The organism is Streptomyces sp. NPDC002328, from assembly GCF_042890065.1.
In the GTDB taxonomy this organism is placed as follows: Bacteria; Actinomycetota; Actinomycetes; order Streptomycetales; family Streptomycetaceae; genus Streptomyces.
In genome coordinates this window covers 95,826-116,749 of the sequence record NZ_JBIARQ010000022.1, presented here as the reverse complement: position 1 = coordinate 116,749, position 20,924 = coordinate 95,826, and the positions used below count along the sequence as shown (strand labels likewise).

Sequence of the window (20,924 nt, the reverse complement as noted above, 5' to 3'; positions counted from 1 at the left end):
TGCCCCGGCCCGGGTACCCCGCCTGCCCCCCCAACCTGGGGGTTTGTGGTTCGGCGGGGGGGGGGGGGCGGTGGGGGGGGGGGGGGGGCGGGCGGGGCCCCGGGGGGGCCGCCGGCCGGGCCCGGCCCGATCGCTTGCGTCGGACACGGAGCGGAGTCAGCCGCTGATGGACCCGCTGACGAACTTGGCCGCCAGTTGCGGGGCCGAGACGACGCGCACGCCGTCGAACCTGGCCAGCACGGTCCCGTCGGGGGCGCCGGCGGTGACCGTCAGCGAGGCGGTCGTGCCGCCCTGCTCGGCGGACCCGGCCGGTGCGGCCGGTTCGACGACGACGAGGAACGGCTCGCCGTCGGGCAGCGCGCGGTGCAGGTCGACGCGGGCCACCGACAGGGGCAGTCCGGCCGTGCCGCGGAACAGCCGCACCCAGACCAGGCCCGCCTGGAGGAGCAGGTCGGCGGTGCCGGGCGCGTACCGGGCGCCGGCGAACGCGCCGCCCTCCGGGCTGAGTTCGGGCAGGGCGCACTCCAGGACCAGACGGTTCTCCGTCTCGGCGAGCACCCTGCGCACCCCGCGCAGGGCCGGGCCGTGGAAGAGGGTGCCGTCGGTGTAGAGGCCCGCCGCGTCGCGGCCGGAGCCGAGCGCCGGCAGCCCGGTGACGGTGGCGTCGGCGGCCCCGGCGGGCGTGTCACCCGGCACGACGACGGCCGCGTAGTGCGGTCGTACGACCCCCTTGGCGTCGGTGGACCGGACGGCGACCTCGACGGTGTCGCCCGCCGGGGTCATCGCGAGGGTGAGACGCTCGGGCTGCGCGCCGTCGAAGACGACGCCCTTGTGGACCGAGAAGTCGCGGACCCGCAGCACCTCGGCGGCGCCGGTCCGCTCGACCGCGCCCGTCCGCTCGACCGCGCCGATCGCCCAGCCGAGCGCGACGGCGGCCGGGAGCACCGGGGTCTCGCCGATCACGTGGTCGGCCACGATCGGGTGGCCCGGCAGGTCGCCGATCGCCCGCTCGACGGTGACGACGCCGGTCGCGGCGGGCCGCTCGGGCTCCGAGAGCGGGGTCGTCGGGCCGAGCACGGTCACCACGTCGGCGGCGCGCTCCGCGCTGAACTGCTCGGTGAACAGCCGGGCTCCGGTGTCCACCGGGATCAGGGTGATGCCGCGCTCCTGGAACACGGCCTTGATCTGCGGCGAGACCATACCGCTGTCCCAGGCCCCCCAGTTGAGGGAGGTGACGCGGGCGGCGGGGTGGCGCTGCTTGAAGGAGGAGGCCCAGGCGTTGAGGACCTCGTTGGCCATCGCGTAGTCGGACTGTCCGCGGTTGCCGAAGAACCCGGCGACCGACGAGAACAGCACGACGTGCCGCAGGTTCTCCGCGTCGAGCGCCGCGGCCACCGAGCGCAGCCCGGCCAGCTTGGGCGCGAACACCCGCTCGATCTCGGAGGCCTTCTTGTTGGCGACGAGCTGGTCGGCGAGGACGCCCGCGCCGTGCACGAGCCCCGTGACGCGCGCCTTGTAGGGGGCGAGCGCGGCGGCCGTGGCGGCCGGGTCGGTGATGTCGACGGCGAGGTACTCCGCCGTGCCGCCGGCGGCGCGGACGGCCGCCAGGGTGGCGTGGATCTCGCGGGCGCCGACGACGGCGCCGTAGAGCTGCTCGACCCGCTTCGGGGTGGGCTTCTCGCCGGCCGCCTTCAGCTCCGCGGCGGCGGCGGCCTTGAGGACGGCGTCCTCGACCCCCTGAGCCCAGGCCGGCTCCTCCGCGAGCGGGGTGCGGCCGAGGAGGAGCAGGCCCGTACGGTGCTGCCGGGCGAGTTCGGTGACGCAAGCGGCGGTGATGCCGCGACCGCCGCCGGTGACGACGAGCAGGTCGTCGGCGGTGAGGGCCGGGACGTCGGCCTCCGTCACGGTCGACGGCTTCTCGGCGAGGCCGAGTCCGACGCGGCGGGCGCCGTCGTGGCCGACCTGCGTGATGTCGGTGACGACGTCGTTCAGCTCGGCCAGGACGAGGGCCGCGCCGGCCTCCGGGGTGAGCGCGGGGGCCAGGTCGACCGACCGGCAGAACAGCCGGGGGGCTTCCACGGCCAGCGTCTTGACCAGGCCGGTCACACCGGCGGCCGGGGCGAGCGACTCGCTCACTCCGCCGAGGCCGAAGGCCCCGTCGAGCCGGGTGACGGTGACGAAGGCGGCACGGCCGGCCTCGGCGGCTGCGGTCAGCGGCTCCACGGCGTGCTTGGCCACGAGCAGCGTGTGCGCCAGGCGTCGCGTGCCCTCCGCCCAGTCGTCGAGGTGCGCGGCGGACAGGTCGACGACCAGGCCGATCCGGTCGGCGAGGACGGACTCGACCCGCTCGGCCAGCTCCGTCACACCCCAGCCGGACAGGGCGTGGTCCTTGACCCCGGCGATCCGCTGGGGCACGCCGGGCAGCCGCAGCACGTGCACGTGCCGCCCCGACTCGACGAGCGCGGCGGCCACCGCCGGCGCCAGCTCCGACCCGTCGTCCACGACGAGCGCACCGGACCCCTGCGGGTACGCGCCGACCAGCAGGTCCGGCGTGGGCAGTTCGACGAGGGCGGCTTGGGCGCGGCCTATTCCTTTGGCCGGGGCGGGAGTTGTGTGGGGGGCGGGGGTGTCGGTGCCACTGGAGGCGTTGGAGTGCCCGGAGTTGCTGTCGTTGCCGGGGTCGCTGGAGCCGCCGGTCATGAACTCGACGATGTGACGCAGCGTCCGCAGCTCGGCCAACTGCTCAGGCCCCGCACCCACACCACCACCGAACCGCTCCTGCATCACCCCCATGATCTCGACCCGCTTGATCGAGTCGATCCCCAGATCCGCCTCGATGTCCAGATCCAGATCCAACATGTCGGCCGGGTAGCCGGTCTTCTCGCCCACGACGGCCAGCAGAGCAGCCTCCACACCGGCAGCATCAGCCGTCGGGGCGGAAGCGACCTGCGGGGCGACAGCACCGGCATCGCCGACGCCACCCGCCATGAACTCGACGATGTGGCGAAGGGTCCGCAGCTCGGCCAACTGCTCAGGCCCCGCGCCCACTCCACCACCGAACCGCTCCTGCATCACGCCCATGATCTCGACCCGCTTGATCGAGTCGATCCCCAGATCCGCCTCGATGTCCAGGTCCAGATCCAGCATGTCGGCGGGGTAGCCGGTCTTCTCGCCCACGACCTCCAGGAGGGCCGCTTCCACGCCTGCCGCGTCCGGGCCGGTGGGCTCGGCGGTGGGCAGCGGGTCGGCGACGCTCACCGCGGAGGCGACGACGGCCGGGGCGGTCGCCACGGCGGGAGCGAGGGCCGGTGCGGGTGCGGGGGCGAGGGCGGCCGGGACGAGGGGCGCCGGTGCGGTGACGACCGGGGCCGGGGCCGAGGCCGGGAGGGCTGGCTGCTGCGGGGTCGGCTGGAGTGCGGCCGGCGCCGTCGCGGGAGCGGACGGGCGCGTGGTCGCCGGGGCAGCCGCGCCCAGCTCCAGGGCGGCCAGGTCGCGCAGGATCTCGTTGGCCCGCAGGTGGCTGCGTCCGATGTCCAGGCCGTGTTCCTTCACGGCGTTGACGCCGGGGAGCACCTGGCCGACTCGGCCCTGCTCGGCGGCGCGCTCCAGCAGACCGGTGAGGCGCTCGGCGCTCTGGAGCTGGCTGTTCAGATAGTCGTCGTGCAGGGCGAGGTGGTCGGCCACCAGACCGGCCAGGCGGTCACTGTCCACGTGGGCTGTCTCCATGGCGATGGGAACGGGGGCGGATGAGGGTGAGGCGTAAGGAGCGGGAGCGGGAGCGGAAGCCGTCGCGGCCGGCGTCGGTGCGACGGCCGTGCCGACCGCGCCCGGCGCGGATCCGGCGAGGGCGGCCGAGGCCGCCGGGGCGAGTGGGGCCGGGGCGACGGGAGCGGGCGACACCGGACGCACGACCGGAACCGAACCGGAACCGGTCACGGACGGACCGGAGTTGGTCACGGGCGCGCCGGAGGCGGTAGCCGTAGCGCCCGACGCCTGCCCGGCAGCCGTCACCGGCACTGCCGGCGCTGTCGGCGTCGGTATCGGTGCCGGTGTCCTCGGCGCTGTCGGCGCTGTCGGCGTCGTCGGCACCGCGATCCGGTAGCCGTTCTCGATCGCGTCGCGGTAGGCGGCGCGTCGTTCGGGCGAGACGTAGTTGATGCCGTTGAGGAGGATCGACATGCCCTTGGACGGCTCGGCCACGACCGGCGCGGCGACGTAGCGGTCCGCGGTGGCGAGCGGCAGGCCGAGGACGGCGAGCTGGGCGACGCCCTGCTTCAGGGCGGCGTCCGCGTCCTTGCCGGGCCCGGCGTCCAGGGCGAGGACGGTGTGCTCGCGGTCGCCGAGAACACGGCCCACGAGCTGGGTGAGCACCGACTTGGGCCCGAACTCGACGAACACCCGGTACCCGGCGGCGTACATCTCCTCGACGCGCGTGGCGAAGTCCACCGGGTGGATGAGCTGTTCGGCGAGGACGGCGCGGTTGGCGGCGACGTCGTCGCCGTAGGCCGCACCCCGGGTGTTGGCGAAGACGACGCCGTCGGGCCGCCTCACCTCGACCCGTTCGACATCGGCGCGGAACGCCTCCACGGCGTGGCCGACGTACGGGGTGTGGAACGCGGCCGACACGGGCAGCCGGCTCGCCCGCAGCCCGGCCTCCTTGGCCCGCGCGACCAGGCGGTCGATCGCCTCGGTGGCGCCGCCGATCACCACCTGGTCGGGGGCGTTGCGGTTGCAGACCGCCAAGTCCTCGCCCTCGACGAGGAGTTGGTTCACGCGCTCCTCGGGGGCGAAGACGGCGGCCATCGCGCCGGCGTCGAACCCGGCGTCACTCGGCGGGGCCATCGCCCGGCCGCGGGCGCGGGCCAGCGCGTAAAAGGCGTCGTCGTCGAGCGCGCCGGCGGCCCAGAGGGCGGTGAGCTCGCCGAAGCTGTGGCCGAGGAACCCCTCGGCGGTGAAGCCGAGTTCGGTCAGATAGCGGAACTGCCCCGCCGAGAGCGCGCCGATGGCGGGCTGGGCGTAGGCGGTGGCTCGCAGCGCAGTCTCCTGCCCGGCCCGCTCGGCGTCGCTGAACACGGGCGGCGGGAACGCGACCCGGGACAGCGGCTCGACGCCCTCGAAGTGCAGGTTCGCGGCGTCGAAGGCGGCCCGCAGCGGCGGCAGCGCCATGACGGCGGTCCGGCCGAGGCCGACGTACTGGCTGCCCTGACCGGCGAACAGCGCGGCGATTTTGCCGAGTTGAGCGGCGCGGCGGCGGAAGTGGACGCCCTTGGGGTGCGACCAGGCCTCGGCGTCGGGGCGGGCGCGCAGCTCGCGGACGGCGAGTTCGCGCAGGGCGGTCAGCTCGGCGTCGGTGCGGGCGACGAACGCGATCCGTGCGTCGCCGTCGGGGGCCGGGCCGCCGGTCGCGGGCGCGCCGGAGGCGAGGGCCTCGGTGAGCGCGGCCGGGTCGGGCGCGTGCCAGAGGTGCACCGCGGCCACGGGATGGGTCACACGGACGTCGTCGCCGTCGCCGTGCTCCTCCAGCACCATGTGGAAGTTGGTGCCGCCGAAGCCGAACGAGGAGATGGCGGCCCGGCGTTCGGGGCGCTGCGGGGTGCGGATCCAGGGGCGGGCCTCGGTGTTGACGTAGAACGGGCCCGTGACGAAGTCGACGGCGGGGTTGGGCTCGTCGACGTTGATGGTGGGCGGCAGCACCTTGTCGTGCAGCGCGAGCGCCAGTTTGATCATGCCGGCCGCGCCGGCCGCGGCCTTGGTGTGCCCGATCTGCGACTTGACGCTGCCGACGGCCGCGTAGCGGGCGGTGTCGGCGGTCTCGGAGAGCACCGCGGACAGGGCGCTGAGCTCGGTGGCGTCGCCGACGGCGGTGCCGGTGCCGTGCGCCTCGAAGAGCTCGATGCTCGCGGGCGAGCAGTCGGCGTCCTCGTACGCGCGGCGCAGGGCGACCATCTGGCCCTCCTTGCGGGGGGCGTAGATGGACTTGAAGCGGCCGTCGCTGGAGGTGCCGATGCCGCGCAGGACCGCGTAGATGCGGTTGCCGTCGCGTTCGGCGTCGGAGAGGCGGCGCAGGGCGAGCATGCCGATGCCCTCGCCGATGAGGGTGCCGTCGGCGTCCTTGTCGAAGGGGCGGATGCGGCCGGACTTGGACAGGGCGGGCGTCTTGCTGAAGCACAGGTACATGAAGATGGTGTTCTCGGCGTCGCAGCCGCCGACCAGCATGGTGTCGGCGCGGCGCTCCAGCAGTTCGCTGACGGCGGTGCGCACGGCGCCGAGCGAGCTGGCGCAGGCGGCGTCGATCGTCATGTTGATGCCGCCGAGGTCGAACCGGTTGGCGATACGGCCGGCGACCACGTTGCCGAGCATGCCGGGGAAGGAGTTCTCCTCCCAAGGGGCGTACGCCAGGCGGAACTTGGCGACGATCTCCTCGGCGTCGCGGTCGCTCAGCCCGCAGCTGCGGACGACCTCCTTCAGCACGCCGCTCTGCAAGCGGGCCGTCAGCGGCTGGGTGAGCTGGTTGGCGCCGGTGATGCCGAGGACGACGCCGGTGCGGGACTTGTCGTACCAGGGCTGCTCGGCGCCGGCGTCCTTCAGCAGGTCCCGGGCGACGACCAGGCTGAGCAGCTGGAGGACGTCGGTGACCTCCAGGGTGTTCGGCGGGAGGCCGAACTCCAGGGGGTTGAAGGGGACGTCGGGGATGAAGCCGCCACGGGTGGAGTACGTCTTGTCCGGGACGGCGGGGTCGGGGTCGTAGTGCTCGGCGACGTCCCAGTGATCGGCGGGCACGTCGTCGATGCAGTCGGCGGCCGAGACGACGTTCGCCCAGAACTCCCGCAGATTGCTGGACTTGGGGTAGAGCGCGGAGAGGCCGACGATGGCGATGGGGTCCCGGGCGAGCCGACGGTCGAGGTCGGATTCCTGCGAAGGGTTCACGGCAAGTCTCTCTGGATCTGGGCGAACAGGGACTTCGATGAGGTCGCAATACGGAGCCCACAACCACGGGCCCAAAAGCCGAACACAAGCCCCGAACGGGCCTGCGCCGACGACGGCACCAGCCGCACCGCCGTGGGTCACGCTCCCGCCAGGGGCCACGCCCCCGACGGCGGTCACGCCCCCGCCGGGGTCACGCCCCCGCCGGGGTCACGCCCCCGCCGGGGTCACGTCCCCGACAGGGGCCGCAACCCCGATGGGGGCACGCTCCCGGCAGGGGGTACGTCCCCGCCGGGGACCAGGTCCCCGCTGGGGGTCAAGCTCCCGCCGGGGATCAGGCTCCCGCCGGGGATCAGGCTCCCGCCGGGGATCAGGCTCCCGCCGGGGGTCAGGTTCCCGCCGGGGGTCAGGCTCCCGCCGGGGGTCAGGTCCCCGACGGGGGTCAGGCTTCCGCCGGGGGTCAGGTCCCCGGCAGGGGCCACTCCCCGACAGGGGTCACGACCCCGGCAGGGACCACGTCCCCGATGGGGGCACGCTCCCGGCAGGGGACGCGACCCCGACGGGGGCAGGGACCCCGACGGGGGTCAGGTCCCCGCTGGGGGGCAGGCTCCCGACGGGGGTCAGGCTCCCGCCGGGGGTCAGGTCCCCGGCAGGGGCCACTCCCCGACAGGGGTCACGACCCCGGCAGGGACCACGACCCCTGTCGGGGGCACGCTCCCGGCAGGGGAAGCGTCCCCGACGGGGGCAGGGACCCCGACGGGGGTCAGGTCCCCGCTGGGGGGCAGGCTCCCGCCGGGAGTCAAGCTCCCGCCGGGGGTCAGGTCCCCGACAGGGGTCACGACCCCGGCAGGGACCACGTCCCCGATGGGGGCACGCTCCCGGCAGGGGACGCGACCCCGACGGGGGTCAGGTCCCCGGCAGGGGCCACCCCCACCGGGGCTCAAGTCCCCGCCAAGGGCCACCTCCCCGACGGGCGTCCCTACGGGGGGTCACACTCCCGGCGGCGGGCACCTCCCGGGCGGCGCGGAGGCCTCCCGCCAGAAGGTGCCCCGTCGGGGCGGGCCCTCCCGACGGGTCACGCACCCAGCGGGGACGAGCTGCCGCCGGAGTGACACAGCCAACGGGGGACTGAATCCCCTCCGGGCGCTGCCCGGAGTCACGCCCCCGGAACCGGAGGGGGCTCCCACCGGGCGCGCGCCCCGATGAGCGCCGCACCCCGGGTGCCGAGTCACGCTCCCGGCAGGAGCCCCGGCGAACCGGAACCACACCCGCCGGCGAGTCACACCCCGACGGGGGACGTGACTCCAACGCCGGGATGTGCTCCCGCCGAAGGCACACTCCCGGCGAACCGGAGACGCGCCCCCAGGCCAAGCACCCGCCACGAGCACACGCACCCGGCAGGGGCACACACCCCCAGCACAGGCACCGCACCCGGCACGAGCACCGCCCCCGGCAGGGACAACGCACCCGGCACCAGCCGCGCCCCGCCCCCAACCGGGCCGGAGGCCGCCGCTCGGGCCCGGGCAGGGCCGAGGCGCCCGGGGGCTGAGGTCGCGGGCTACCCCACCGTCGCGCGTCGTTCGCATTCCTCGGCGATGTGGGTCGACAGGGCTTCGATCGTGGGGTGGTACCAGAGGGCCGTGGTGCCGAGCTCGAAGCCCAGCCAGCTCTCCATCTCGCCGGCGATGATCAGCGCGGCGGTGCTGTCGAGGTCGAGTTCGTCGAAATACTGGTCCGGCGGAACCTCGGACGGGTCGACGCCCAGACGTTTGGCGATCTCCTCGATCAGCCATTTCTGGGCTTCGTCGGCCGTAATCCTAACCATTTAAGATCCTCTCCGAACGGCTTGTCGCACGCCTGCCGGGACGCCGGGAAGAACCCGCGGTCCGCCTCTCGGCGCCGACATGGGATTCACGAGCAAGGGCCGCAACGGGCCCCGACGCGGGCCGTGCCGGCAGGCTGTGAACGTAGGCCGACGCCTCACCACGAGCAACCGAACTCCCCGCCCGCACAAGGGAACAGAGCCTCCAGGACACCGCCGGACGGCCAAAATCGCTCGGTGCCCCCACCCCTGAGCTGCGGCGACGACGACCGCCCCGAGAAGGCCCGATCCGCGCGTCAGCCTCACGCAAGCCTGTCAGCGCCCGTGTCAGCCGACCGGCCCCGCCGACCCGCGGCACACATGTGCCACCAACCCCCGCACGACGAATTCCGCGCCGCCGCATGGCGAATTCCGCGACGAACGCCTGAACAGAGCACGCGCGACGCGCAAACAAGAGAACACCCGAACACCCGAACACCCGAAGGGGGACCCGCGCGATCAACAGGCCGTGCGGGCAGGCGAATACAGCCGTCCACAAGACGGCATGAACGCGATATGAAGATCAACGGCCAACGACAGCCGACGGACACGGCCAAAGGGCCGACCGCAGCCCACGGACGACCCCGAACGACCCCACGCCCGCGCCCACCGGCTCGTCAGCCCCCTGCACCGACGCGAGCGAGGCAGCGGCCGGCGGCTCCCGCTCCAGCGGCTGCGTACGCCGCCCCGCGCCGCTCTCCCGCAGGATCGCCCGCCGCGCCTCCCGCAGCTCGTCCCCCGGCTCGACGCCGAGTTCCCTGCCCAGCCGCAGCCGCAGGTCGTCGAAGAGACGCAGCGCGGTCGCCCGGCGGCCGATGCCGGCGAGGACCAGGATGATCCGCGCCTGCAACGCCTCGTGCAGCGGTTCCTCCGACGCGGCGACGGTGAGCTGCTCCAGCGCGCGGGCCGGCCGGCCGAGGCTCAGCGCCAGGTCCGCGAAGTCGATCGCCACGTCGATGTGCCGCTGCGCCACCTGCACCACCGCGGGATGCTGACGCAGCTGGGGCAGGTCCTGGAGGAGCCGCCCCTGCCAGCCGTCCAACGCCTGCGCGTACAGGTCGAGCGCGGCCATCGGATCCACGCCCGCCATGACCGCCGCCCGCGCCGCCCGCTCCTCGAACCGGCACAGATCGAGCCCCATGCCACGGCTGCTCAGCACATACCCGCCGTGCACGGTACGGATCCGGCGCCCGTCCACCCCCTGCCGGTCGTCGCCCGGCGTGATGAGCCGGCGCAGTCGGGCGACATACGTGTACACGAGGTGCCGGGAGTCCGGCTGGGCCCCGTCGCCCCACAGCGCGTCGGTGATCTCCTCGATGCCGACGACCTGGTCGGGCTGGACCGCCAGCAGCCCGAGCAGCATGCGCTGCTTCAGCGGCATGTCCACCGGCAGCCCCGCGCACCGCACCGACATCGGCCCCAACACCCGTACCTCACAGGGGAGTCGGGAGCTTCCCGGCCCGCGGCCGCCGTCGGTGACGTCGTAGCCGAAGACCTCGGACATGCGCTCCAGCGTGGCGGCCCGCGGAGTGACGTGGCCGCGCTCGATATGACGCACGGTCCTGACGCTGATCCCGGCCCGCCGAGCCACCTCGTCCTGGGTCAGGCGCGCCCGGATCCGAGCGCTGCGCAGAACGCCTCCCCAGCTGCCCTCAGCCATCCCCCCGCCTTTCGCCAGCAATCGTTTTCTGCCGGCCGCGGCGGCCGGCATAACGACCCGGAAGCGACGCACATCCGTCAACCCCCTGTTCGGAGGTTATACGGCGACGACCGCTCAAGTATGGGGATTGCACGGCAAGTGCGAGGAGTTGGAACTCGGACGCGAGAAAGTCACGGCGGCGAAAAAACGCACTTCCGTGAACAGGGGCAACATCCGGCCACGCGCAATGCCTCAGGATTCACACAAGGATCCTCAGACCTCACCGACAGAGGACTGAAATACGGACGAGGAAGCACACCGGAACACGCGCTCACACCGACGCGCGGCCCCCGCACACCGAGCGCCCCCCGCCCACGCGCACTGAGCGCCCCGGTCTATGCACACCGAGCGCCCCGACCCACCGCCCTACCGACCACCCCTCACACCGCCACCCGATCCGCCGCCCACCCCAGCACCACCGACCGGAGCGTGCGCTCGTAGCAGTCGGCGGTCCTGACCCCGGGCGGCTCGTGTCCCGCGAGTTCGAGGGAGACGAGCCCGTGCGCCGTCGCCCAGCACGCCAGCGCGACGGCCTCGGCGTCGAACTCCGTCGTGAACTGCCCGGCGTCCTGCCCCCGGCGCACCGCGTCGACGAGCGGCCGGTAGGTCTCCAGCACCTCGCCCTGGCGCTCGTCCGTGGCCTCGAAGCTGCCCGTGCGGGCGGAGAAGAGGATCGCGTACAGATGCGGGTTGGCGACGGCGTACTCGCGGTAGGCGAGACCGAGCCGGATGACGTCGCCGGCCGGATCGGGGGTCGGCTGCACGGCGCCGAGGCGGGCCACGAAGAGGCGGGCCGCCTCCTGGAGCAGGCTGTCGAGCAGCCCCGCCTTGTTGCCGAACAGCGAGTAGACCGCGGTGGTCGAGGTCTTCACGTCCGCCGCGAGCTGCCGCAGGCTCAACGCCGTCGGGCCGCGGTCGAAGACCGTGGCGGCCGCGCGGTGGAGCAGGCGCTGACGGAGGGCTTCGTCATGTGTCTTTGGCCTGGCCATCATTCCTCAACGTTATCGCAACACTGTTTTCAATCAACCGGTCAGGTCGCGTCAGGCTGCTGTCAGCATCCGCCTGACACCGCTGAACCCCATGTCAGCGAATTTTTTCGACCCATCTTCGCAGGTCACACCCGGTACTTCGAAGATCAACCGATTAGACAGTGTCCAATAGGGCTGGAGGGGGCGATAAAAACGGTGTTACGTTTGCCGCGGCGCCAGATCCGGGCCGCCGTCAGCGGCACGCTCGTGAACGATCTAGGGAGACCCATGTTTGAGGGGTTGGGGCGTTTCATCCACCGGAGGCGGAAGCCTCTGTTAGCTCTGACGTTGCTGTTCGCCGTCCTGGCCGGCGCCTACGGCGTGGGCGTCTTCGGCGACATGAAACCGGGCGGATTCGAGGATCCGGGCTCGGAGAGCCGTACGGCGGCGCGGCTGGCCGAACAGGCCTTCCCGCAGCGGGCGCCGGACGCGGTGATCGTCTACCGGGACGACGACCGCACGGTCGACGACCCGTCGTTCCGCACCGCGGTCGTCGAGAGCGTCGAGGCGCTGCCGAAGTCCGAGGTCACCGGCTACGCGCATTTCTGGATGACCGAGATGCCGCAGCAGGTGAGCCGGGACCGGCACGCGACCTACGTGGTGATGAACCTCGAGGGCAGCGACGACAACGGCAAGGAGGAGTCGTACAAGGCGATCAAGGACAAGCTCGACGTGCCGGGCCTGACGACCCTGCGCGGCGGGCCCGTCCCCACCGGGCACCAGGCCGGCGACGAGATCGGCAAGGACCTCGGGATGGCCGAGGGCCTGTCGTTCCCGGTGCTGTTCATCCTGCTGGTGGTCGTCTTCGGCGGTCTGGCCGCGGCCAGTCTGCCGCTGGTCGTCGGCGGTCTGTCCATCATCGGCTCCATGGCCGTCCTGCGGGTGATCGCGCAGGTCACCGATGTCTCGGTGTTCGCCATGAGCCTGGTGACGGTGCTCGGTCTCGCGGTGGCCATCGACTACGGCCTGCTGATCGTGAGCCGCTACCGCGAGGAACTGGCGCGCGGCCTCACCGGCGAGGACGCCCTCGCGCGCACGGTGGCCACCGCCGGGCGCACCGTCGTCATCTCCGGCATCACGGTCGCCGTGGCGCTGGCCGGCATGACGTTCTTCCCGTTCGGCTTCCTGAAGTCGATGGCGTACGGCGGCATGGCCGCGGTCGTGCTGTCGGTGTTCTTCTCGCTGATCGCGCTGCCCGCCGCCCTCGCGGTCCTGGGCCCGAAGGTCAACGCCCTGTCGCTGCGCCGCAAGAAGAGCGCCGCACCGGCCGCCTCGGCGAACGGCCAGGGCGCCTGGTACCGGCTGGCGCACGGTCTGATGCGCCGTCCGGTCCTGGTGGGACTCGGCACGCTGGTCGTCCTGGTGGCGCTCGCGCTGCCGTCCCTGCGCATCGAGTTCGGCGCCAACGACGCGCGCCAGCTGCCGAACAGCGCCGAAGGGCGCAAGGTGCACAACTCGCTGGAGCGCGACTTCGACGGCGACGCCGCCAAGTCGATCGACGCGCTGCTGACGCTCAAGGGCGACGCCACCTCCCCGCAGGAGGGCGCGGCCGTGCAGGCGTACGCCGACCGGCTGGGCGCGGTCGAGGGCGCGAAGGGCGCGCAGATCACCGGGGCCACCGGCACGACGGCCCGGGTGTCGGTGACGTTCGAGGGCACCGCGGTCTCCCCGGAGGCCCGGGACCTGGTGAACCGCCTCAAGGACGTGGCCCCGCCGCCGGGCGCGAAGGCGTACTTCGGCGGTGAGACGGCGGTGTTCGACGACACGCTGGACGCGCTCGGCCGGGTCCTGCCGTGGATGCTGCTCTACATCGCGGTGGCTACGTACCTGCTGCTGTTCCTGTCGTTCGGCTCGGTGCTGCTGCCGCTGAAGGCGATCGCGATGAACCTGCTGTCGCTGTCGGCGACCTTCGGCGTACTGGTGTGGATCTTCCAGGACGGCCATCTGACGGGTCTGCTGCGCTTCGACCCGACGGGCAACATCGAGCCCAACATGCCGATCATGCTGTTCGCGCTGATCTTCGGTCTCTCCATGGACTACGAGGTGTTCCTGGTGTCCAGGATCCGCGAGCAGTACGACACCCTGGGCGACCCCACGGCCGCCGTCGCCACCGGCCTCCAGAGCATCGGACGGCTGATCGCGAGCGCCGCGCTGCTGATGATCGTGCCGCTCGCGGCGATGGCGACCAGCGGGGTGCTGACCATGAAGCTGTTCGGCGTCGGCATGGTGTTCGCGATCCTGCTGGACGTGGCCGTGGTCCGCATCCTGCTGGTCCCGGCCGTCATGAAGCTGATGGGCAGGGCCGGCTGGTGGGCCCCGGGTCCGCTGGCCCGGTTCTACACCCGGTACGGCATCAAGGAGACCGACGCGGTGCCGGAGGCGCCCGAGCGCGTCACCGTCGCCGGCTGACCTCTTCCCCCATCGGGGGCCGAAGCGCCGTATCCCCCGCGGCACTTCGGCCCCGCTCCCACTTCGGCCCCGCTCCCACTTCGGCCCCGCTCCCACTTCCGGACCGCCCCTCGCCTTCCGGATTCCCCCTCGCCCCGCCCGCCGGCGCTTGACGCGCCGTGTCGGGCTTCCGCTACAGTCGTCACAACTGTTAGACACCGTCTAACAGCTGTCCAAGCCAAGGACATGGAGGACCCGATGGCCGCGGAAAAGGCCGCACTTGGCGCGATTCTCCGCCCGATCAAGGGAAGGCTGCGGTGGGCGATCGCGGCGCAGGCCGTCTCGGCCGCCGCCGGCGTCGTGCCCTTCATCGCCATCGCCGAGCTCGGCCGGATACTGCTCGACGACGGACCCGACCGCGACAGCGACGCCTGGACCGTCACCGCGATCGGCGCGGGCGCACTGCTGGTCCGGCTGATCTTCCTGCTGGCGTCGGGCGCCGTCTCCCACTTCGCCGACAACGAGCTCCAACTGCACGTCCGGCGCGACCTGGTGGACCGGCTCGGCCGGGTGCCGCTGGGCTGGTTCTCGTCCCGCAACTCCGGCCAGGTGAAGAAGGCCGTCCAGGACGACGTCGAGGCGATGCACCACCTGATCGCGCACTCCCTGCTCGACATGACCGCGGCGACCGTCGTCCCGGCGACCTCGCTCGCCTACCTCTTCTGGGTGGACTGGCGGATGACGCTGGTGACCGTCGCGCCGCTGCTCGTCGGCCTGTCGCTGTACAGCGCCACCATGGCCGGGATGTCCAAGCACCTGCCCGAGTACGACCGGGCGATGGGCCGCATCAACGGCAGCGCCGTCGAGTTCGTGCAGGGCATCGCCGTGGTCAAGACCTTCGGCCAGACCCGGCGGGCGCACCGCGAGTTCGCCGAGGCGGCCGACGACTTCTCCTCGTTCTTCCGGTCCTGGGTGAAGTCGACGCACCGCTCCAAGGCCGCCGCGGAGATGGTGCTGTCGCCGGTCGCGGGGCTCGTGGCCACGCTCGTCGGCGGCGCGTTGTTCGTCACCCGAGGCTGGCTCGACGCCGTCGACCTGCTGCCCTTCGCACTGCTCGGCGTCGGTCTGACCGCGCCGATCCTCTCGCTGTTCTACGCGAGCTACGACCTGCGCATCGCCAAGGGCGCGGCCGAGCGGGTCACCGGGATCCTCGGCACCGAGGAACTCCCGGTGCCGGCCGATCCGCGCGTCCCGGTCGACAACCACGTGAGCTACGAGCGCGTGCGCTTCAGCTACGACGGCAAGCAGGACGCGGTCGCCGGCGTCGACCTGGAGCTGGCGCCGGGCACCGTCACCGCGCTGGTCGGCCCGTCCGGCTCGGGCAAGAGCACCCTGGCCACGCTGCTGCCCCGGTTCGGGGACGTGACCGACGGCGCGGTGCGCATCGGCGGCGTCGACATCAGGGAGATGCCGCTCGAAGACCTGTACCGCCGGGTCGCGTTCGTCTTCCAGGACGTGCGGCTTCTCCAGGACACCGTGGCGAACAACATCCGCACGGCGCGGCCCGACGCATCGCTCGACGAGGTGCGCGCCGCGGCCCGCGCGGCCTGCGTGGACGACGTGATCGAGGCGCTGCCGCGCGGTTACGACTCGGTGATCGGGCAGGACGCCCGGCTGTCCGGCGGTCAGGCGCAGCGCGTCTCGATCGCCCGCGCGCTGCTCGCGGACACCCCGATCATCGTCCTCGACGAGGCCGCCGCCTACGCCGACCCGCACTCCGAGGCCGCCGTGCAGGACGCCCTGTCCGAGCTGACCCGGGGCAAGATCGTGCTGGTCATCGCACACCGGCTGTCCAGCATCGTCGGCGCCGACCAGATCGCGGTGCTGGAGGACGGCCGGATCGTCGAGCGGGGCCGGCACGAGGAGTTGGTCGCGGCGGGCGGCAGGTACGCCCGGATGTGGCGCGCCCACGAGCGCACGGCCCGCTGGCAGCCGCACGGCCCGGCCCCGGCCGCCGCGCCCCGGCCGGCCATCACGACCACGACCGCGACCGGCGTCACCGCCACACCCGACCTCACACCCGACCTCACACCCGACCCCACGGCCGTCTCCCCCACCGGCACCGCGAGCGTCGCGAGCACCGCGACAGGAGGCAAGAGCTGATGATCCGTCAACTCATCGACGTGGTGGGCCCCGAGCACGCGCGTCCGCTGCGCAGGATGGTCACCGGCCTGGTCGTGGGCGCGGTGCTCCAGGGCGTCGCCTTCGCCCTGCTCGTCCCGGTCCTCGAAGCGCTCCTCGGCGACGACCCGGACGAGGTCTGGCCCTGGATCTGGGCGATGCTCGGGGTGTCGCTGCTGTACTGCGTGGCGTACTTCGACAGCATGCGCACCGGGTTCGACGCGGGCGCGGCGCTCTCCCGGAGCCTGCACCACCGCATCGGCGACCAGGTGTCCTCGCTGCCGCTCGGCTGGTTCGCCCCGGAGCGGGTGGGGCAGCTCGGGCAGCTCGCCACCAAGAGCGTCATGGACATCATGGGCGTACCGGCGCATCTGCTGCGCCCCCTGGTGACCAGCTATGTGACGCCCCTGACGGTGGTCGCGCTGATGTACGTCTTCGACTGGCGCCTCGCGCTCGCGGCCACGCTGACCGTGCCGGTGATCGTCGCGGTCTACCGGTGGAGCACCCGGCTGACCCGCGCCGCCGACGAGGTCCGCACCGCCGCGCACGCCGAGACCGGCGGCCGGGTGGTCGAGTTCGCCCAGCTCCAGCCGGTGCTGCGGGTGTTCGGCCGCGGCGGCGCGCACTCCGGCACCCGGCTCGACGAGGCGCTGCGCACCCAGACCGAGGCGTCCCGCCGGTCTCTGGTCACCGGGGTTCCGGGGCTGATCGGCTTCGCGCTGGTGATCCAGGCGGCGTTCACCGTCATCCTGGTCACCGGCACCTATCTGGCGCTCGACGGCGACCTGGGCGTGGCCAAGCTGCTGGCGATCCTGGTGCTCGCGGTGCGCTTCACCGAGCCGATCGCCGAGACCGCCGTGCTCGGCTCGACCCTGCGCACGGCCCGCTCCGCGCTCGACCGGGTCGCCGACCTGCTGGCGCAGCCCGTGCTGCCGCAGGCCGACGACCCGCGCGTGCCCGAGGGCAACGACGTCGAGTTCCACGGCGTCGGCTTCGGTTACGACGGCAAGCCGGTGCTGCACGACGTGAGCCTGACCCTGGCCGAGGGCACGATGACCGCGCTCGTCGGCCCGTCCGGGTCCGGCAAGACCACGATCGGCAAGCTGATCCCGCGGTTCTGGGACGTGGACTCGGGCGTGGTGCGCGTGGGCGGGGTGGACGTGCGGGACGTCGAGCCGGAGGTGCTGATGTCCCGTATCTCGGTGGTGTTCCAGGACGTGTACCTCTTCGAGGGCACCGTCCTGGACAACATCCGCGTCGGGCGCCCCTCGGCGAGCGACGCCGAGGTGCGCGAGGCCGCGCGGCTCGCCCGGGTCGAGGAGATCGTGCACCGGCTGCCCGACGGCTGGGACACAAAGGTCGGGGAGGGCGGCGCGCTGCTCTCGGGCGGTGAGCGCCAGCGGGTCTCGATCGCCCGCGCCATCCTCAAGGACGCGCCGATCGTGCTGCTCGACGAGGCCACCGCCTCGCTCGACCCGGAGAACGAGCAGGCGGTGCAGGACGCGCTGAGCGCCCTGACCGCGGGGCGCACGCTGCTCGTCATCGCCCACCGCCTCCAGACCGTGGCGGCGGCCCACCAGATCCTCTTCCTCGACGAGGGCCGGATCGTCGAGAGCGGCTCGCACGCGGCTCTCGTGGCCGCCGGCGGCCGCTACGCGTCGTTCTGGGCGGAGCGGAACAAGGCCGAGGGATGGCGTCTCGTCCGGCAGGACGCCTGACGGGCCGCCCTCTCGGGTAAGCAGTGATTTCGCCATTCAACGAAATGGTTCGGCCACCGCCGGGCGGCAGCTCGACCGATAGCGATGAATTGCCGGTCGAAGTTGCCGCCCGAGGCGCGAAGACCGGTTCCGAATGGCCGCACCACCAGGCACTTCAATAGTTCAGCCACTCGTCCCGTGCATTCCAGATTCACTGCCGTCAAGTCGTCTTACACTCATTCTTGACCGAAACTGGAGTGACCTTGCCGCCCGACGGGTTTCGGACATTGATCAGCACGTGTTGACATATTCGAGCGGGGGTTTGAAACGGATGTCAACGGAGAGTTCATTTCACTGGCCAATAACCGCGCGCGAAAACGAACTGCACGACATCAGAACAGCCGTCGGCCGCGGCGGCGCCTTGCTCGTGGGCCCCACGGGCGTCGGCAAGAGCCGCTTGTTCTCCGCCGCGCTCCAGCACGCGGCCGACGAGGGCAGGATGGTCCTCTCGGTCGGCGGAGCGAGCTGGGTCAGCGGTACCAGTGCGCGCGGGTTCGGTTCGCTCGCCGAGTGCCTGGAGTCCCTCGACCCGTCCAAACCGGGGGGCGGCGCGGCCGACCGCCCGCTCGTGGGCGTCGACGACGCGCACCTGGTGGACGACGTCGCGGGGGACCGGCTGCACCGGCTGGTGGCCGCCGGACGCATCAGCGTCCTGGCCACGGTCCGGCAGGACGCCTCCGCGCCGGCCGGAATCGACAAACTCTGGGTCGAGGGGCTGGTCGAGCACATCGAGGTGGCGAGCTTCGACAGCACGGCGCTCGGCACCGTGCTGCACGCCCGGCTCGGCGGCCATATCGACACCTCGACATTGGAACGGCTGTGGGCCGCGACCCACGGCAACGCCCTGATGTTGCGTGAACTCGTCGAGCACGCCTTGGAGGACGAGTCCCTGACCTGCGTCAACGGCACCTGGCGATGGCGCGGTCTGACCGAGCGGCCGGGCAAGCGGCTCTCGGACGTCATCCGCGTCGGACTGCGCGACCTCAGCCACGACGAGCACGAGCTGGTCCACATGCTCGCCGTCGCAGAGCCGCTGGAGGCCGAGATCGTCGCCTCCTTCGGCCTCGCCAAGGCCGCCGAGTCGCTCGACCTGCGCGGCATCATCAGCGTCGAACGCACCCGCGCCCGGGTCCGGTTGCGCCTCGCCGTCCCCCTCAGCCGGGTCGTGGTGGCCTCCCGGATGTCCGACCTCACCGCGCAGCGGCTGCGCCGTCAGGTCGCCGACGCCCTGGAGCGCACCGGCGCCCGCCGCGAGGACGACGTCCTGCGCATCGTCTCGCTGCGCATGGAGGCCGGGCTCGTCCCCGGCCGCGAGCAGCTGCTCACCGCGGCCCGCACCGCGATCCGGCGCAAGGACCACCCGCTCGCCGAACGTCTGTGCCTGCTCGCCCTGCGGGACTCCCCCTCCGACGTGGAGACCTCCCTGTACGACCCGGTCCCCCATTCGGCCCGCTACGGGCTGGGGCTGCGCCGCGTGTTGACGCGCGTCGCACGCGACCCGGTCAACGCGGTGGACTGCGTCCGGGCGGCCCTGCTGCTCGGCCAGGTCCTCGTCGGCAAGGGCGACCACGACGACGCCGAGACGGTCCTGGCCACGGCCCTGGAGTCGGGCGTCGAGGTGCCGCTCGACGAGTACGTCGTCGCCACCCACGCCCGCGTGATCAACATGGCCTGGAGCCTCCAGCGCGTCGCCGACGCCGGCGCCGTGCTGGCCCACGCCGTCACCGCGGTCGGCGCCGAACGGGCCGGGATGCTGCACGCCACCCGGGCCATGATCGCCGTCCTGTCGGACCGGCTGCTCGACGCGGTGGCCATCGGGGACTCGGTGCTGTGCGACGAGTCCGCTGAACTGCCGGTCACCCAGACGCTGTTGCCGACGGTGACGTTCGCGCGGACCGAACTCGGCGACCCGGCGGGCGCGTTGGAGGTGCTGGACCGCTACCGGGAGGTCTCCCTCGACTGGGACACCGACGCCATGCTCCTCGCCAACGCCGTCTCCGCGCGCTGCTCCTACCTCCTCGGCAACCTCAGGGGCGCCGCCGAGGCGCTCGACGCCATCCACCGCGACGCCGCCGACCGCCGGCCCATGCCGATGCAGAGCGTCCTCGACCGCGCCCGGCTGCTGCGGCTGCTGGGCCAGCCCGAGCGCGCGGTCGTCCTGCTGCGCCAGTCCATCGCCGTGGAGACCACCCACGAGTTCCCCGCGACCAGGGCCTGGCCGCTGGCCCAACTGGCGGGCGCGCTCGCCGAGTCGGGCCGCCACGCGGAGGCCCTGCGCACCCTGGTCGAGGTCCGCTCGGTGCGCAGCGAGGTCCTCTCCTCCCCCATCGCGGAGGACGAGATCGAGTACGAGAGCGCGCTCGTCCTCGCGCACACAGGCGATCACTCCGGGGCCGTCGCCCAGGCCCTGGAGGTGGCCGAGCGGGCCGGCGGCGCGGGCCGCACGGTCCGGGCGGTGTTCGCGCTGCACCTCGCGGCCCGGCTCACCGACGGCGCGGCGCTGCGGTTCCGCGACCAGGCCCTGCTGCTGTCGGCCCGCACCACCGGCGGCATCGTGCGCGTCGTCGCCGACCATGTCCGGGCGCTCGCCGACGCCGACGGCAACGCGCTGACGAAGGTGTCGGCGCAGTTCCGCGACATGGGCGCGCTGCCGCTGGCCGCCGAGGCCGCCGCCCAGGCGGTCCGCGCCCACCGGGCATCGGGCCAGCGCCGCAAGGGCCGCGAGGCATGGGCGGCCTGCCGTGACCTGCTGCGCGGCTGCGACGCGGGGCTGCCGCCGTGGCTGGACCGGGACAGCACGCAGGAGCGGGACGTCGCGCCGCTCACGCCGCGTGAGCGGGAGGTCGCCGCGCTCGCCGCGATCGGCCTGTCCAACCGGGTCATCGCCGACCGGCTGGTGGTCTCGGTGCGCACGGTCGAGAACCATCTGCACCGCATCTACCACAAGCTCGGCATCACCGCGCGCAGCGATCTCGAACGCGGCCTGGAGACGGTGATCGCGCGCACGGAGGGCGCCGCGCTGACGGCGTCGCTCCCGCTGATGTCCGCCGCCGGGGCGGAGCGGGTCGCCTGACGCGTCTGAGGGC

General features: G+C 72.9%; 8 protein-coding genes. 4 read left to right on the top strand and 4 right to left on the bottom strand.

The window, feature by feature from the left end; genetic code table 11:
* Positions 1-156: 156 nt before the first annotated feature.
* The 4 genes from ACFYX4_RS35725 to ACFYX4_RS35710 all read right to left on the bottom strand — a co-directional run bounded on the left by ACFYX4_RS35725 (position 157) and on the right by ACFYX4_RS35710 (position 11,476).
* Positions 157-6,927 carry an SDR family NAD(P)-dependent oxidoreductase gene (locus tag ACFYX4_RS35725; RefSeq protein WP_389342650.1) on the bottom strand — a complete coding sequence of 2,257 codons (6,771 nt, stop codon included), beginning with the start codon at positions 6,925-6,927 and terminating at the stop codon, positions 157-159.
* A gap of 1,555 nt (positions 6,928-8,482) precedes the next feature.
* A complete protein-coding gene (locus ACFYX4_RS35720; RefSeq protein WP_389342647.1) occupies positions 8,483-8,749 on the bottom strand; it encodes an acyl carrier protein in 267 nt (88 codons plus the stop codon).
* 559 nt (positions 8,750-9,308) lie between these two features.
* Positions 9,309-10,445 (bottom strand): BTAD domain-containing putative transcriptional regulator, encoded by a 1,137-nt coding sequence (locus ACFYX4_RS35715; protein WP_389342644.1) that lies wholly within the window; start codon positions 10,443-10,445, stop codon positions 9,309-9,311.
* A gap of 419 nt (positions 10,446-10,864) precedes the next feature.
* Positions 10,865-11,476, bottom strand: coding sequence for a TetR/AcrR family transcriptional regulator (locus tag ACFYX4_RS35710; protein ID WP_389342641.1), 612 nt, complete (start codon positions 11,474-11,476; stop codon positions 10,865-10,867).
* A gap of 324 nt (positions 11,477-11,800) precedes the next feature.
* On the opposite strand from ACFYX4_RS35710, the gene ACFYX4_RS35705 reads away from it, so the two are divergent.
* From ACFYX4_RS35705 to ACFYX4_RS35690, 4 genes are all read left to right on the top strand, one after another.
* On the top strand, positions 11,801-13,921 hold the full coding sequence (locus ACFYX4_RS35705) for an MMPL family transporter (RefSeq protein ID WP_389342638.1): 2,121 nt from the start codon (positions 11,801-11,803) through the stop codon (positions 13,919-13,921).
* Positions 13,922-14,158: 237 nt separating this feature from the next.
* Entirely contained in the window at positions 14,159-16,063 is a 1,905-nt protein-coding gene (locus tag ACFYX4_RS35700; protein WP_389342635.1) for an ABC transporter ATP-binding protein, read from the top strand.
* Positions 16,063-17,799, top strand: coding sequence for an ABC transporter ATP-binding protein (locus ACFYX4_RS35695; protein ID WP_389342632.1), 1,737 nt, complete (start codon positions 16,063-16,065; stop codon positions 17,797-17,799). Before ACFYX4_RS35700 ends, ACFYX4_RS35695 begins: the two co-directional genes overlap by 1 nt.
* 406 nt (positions 17,800-18,205) lie before the next feature.
* The gene (locus ACFYX4_RS35690; RefSeq protein ID WP_389342629.1) at positions 18,206-20,911 is read left to right on the top strand and encodes a LuxR C-terminal-related transcriptional regulator; all 2,706 of its coding nucleotides are present in this window, start codon (positions 18,206-18,208) and stop codon (positions 20,909-20,911) included.
* Positions 20,912-20,924 lie beyond the last annotated feature (13 nt).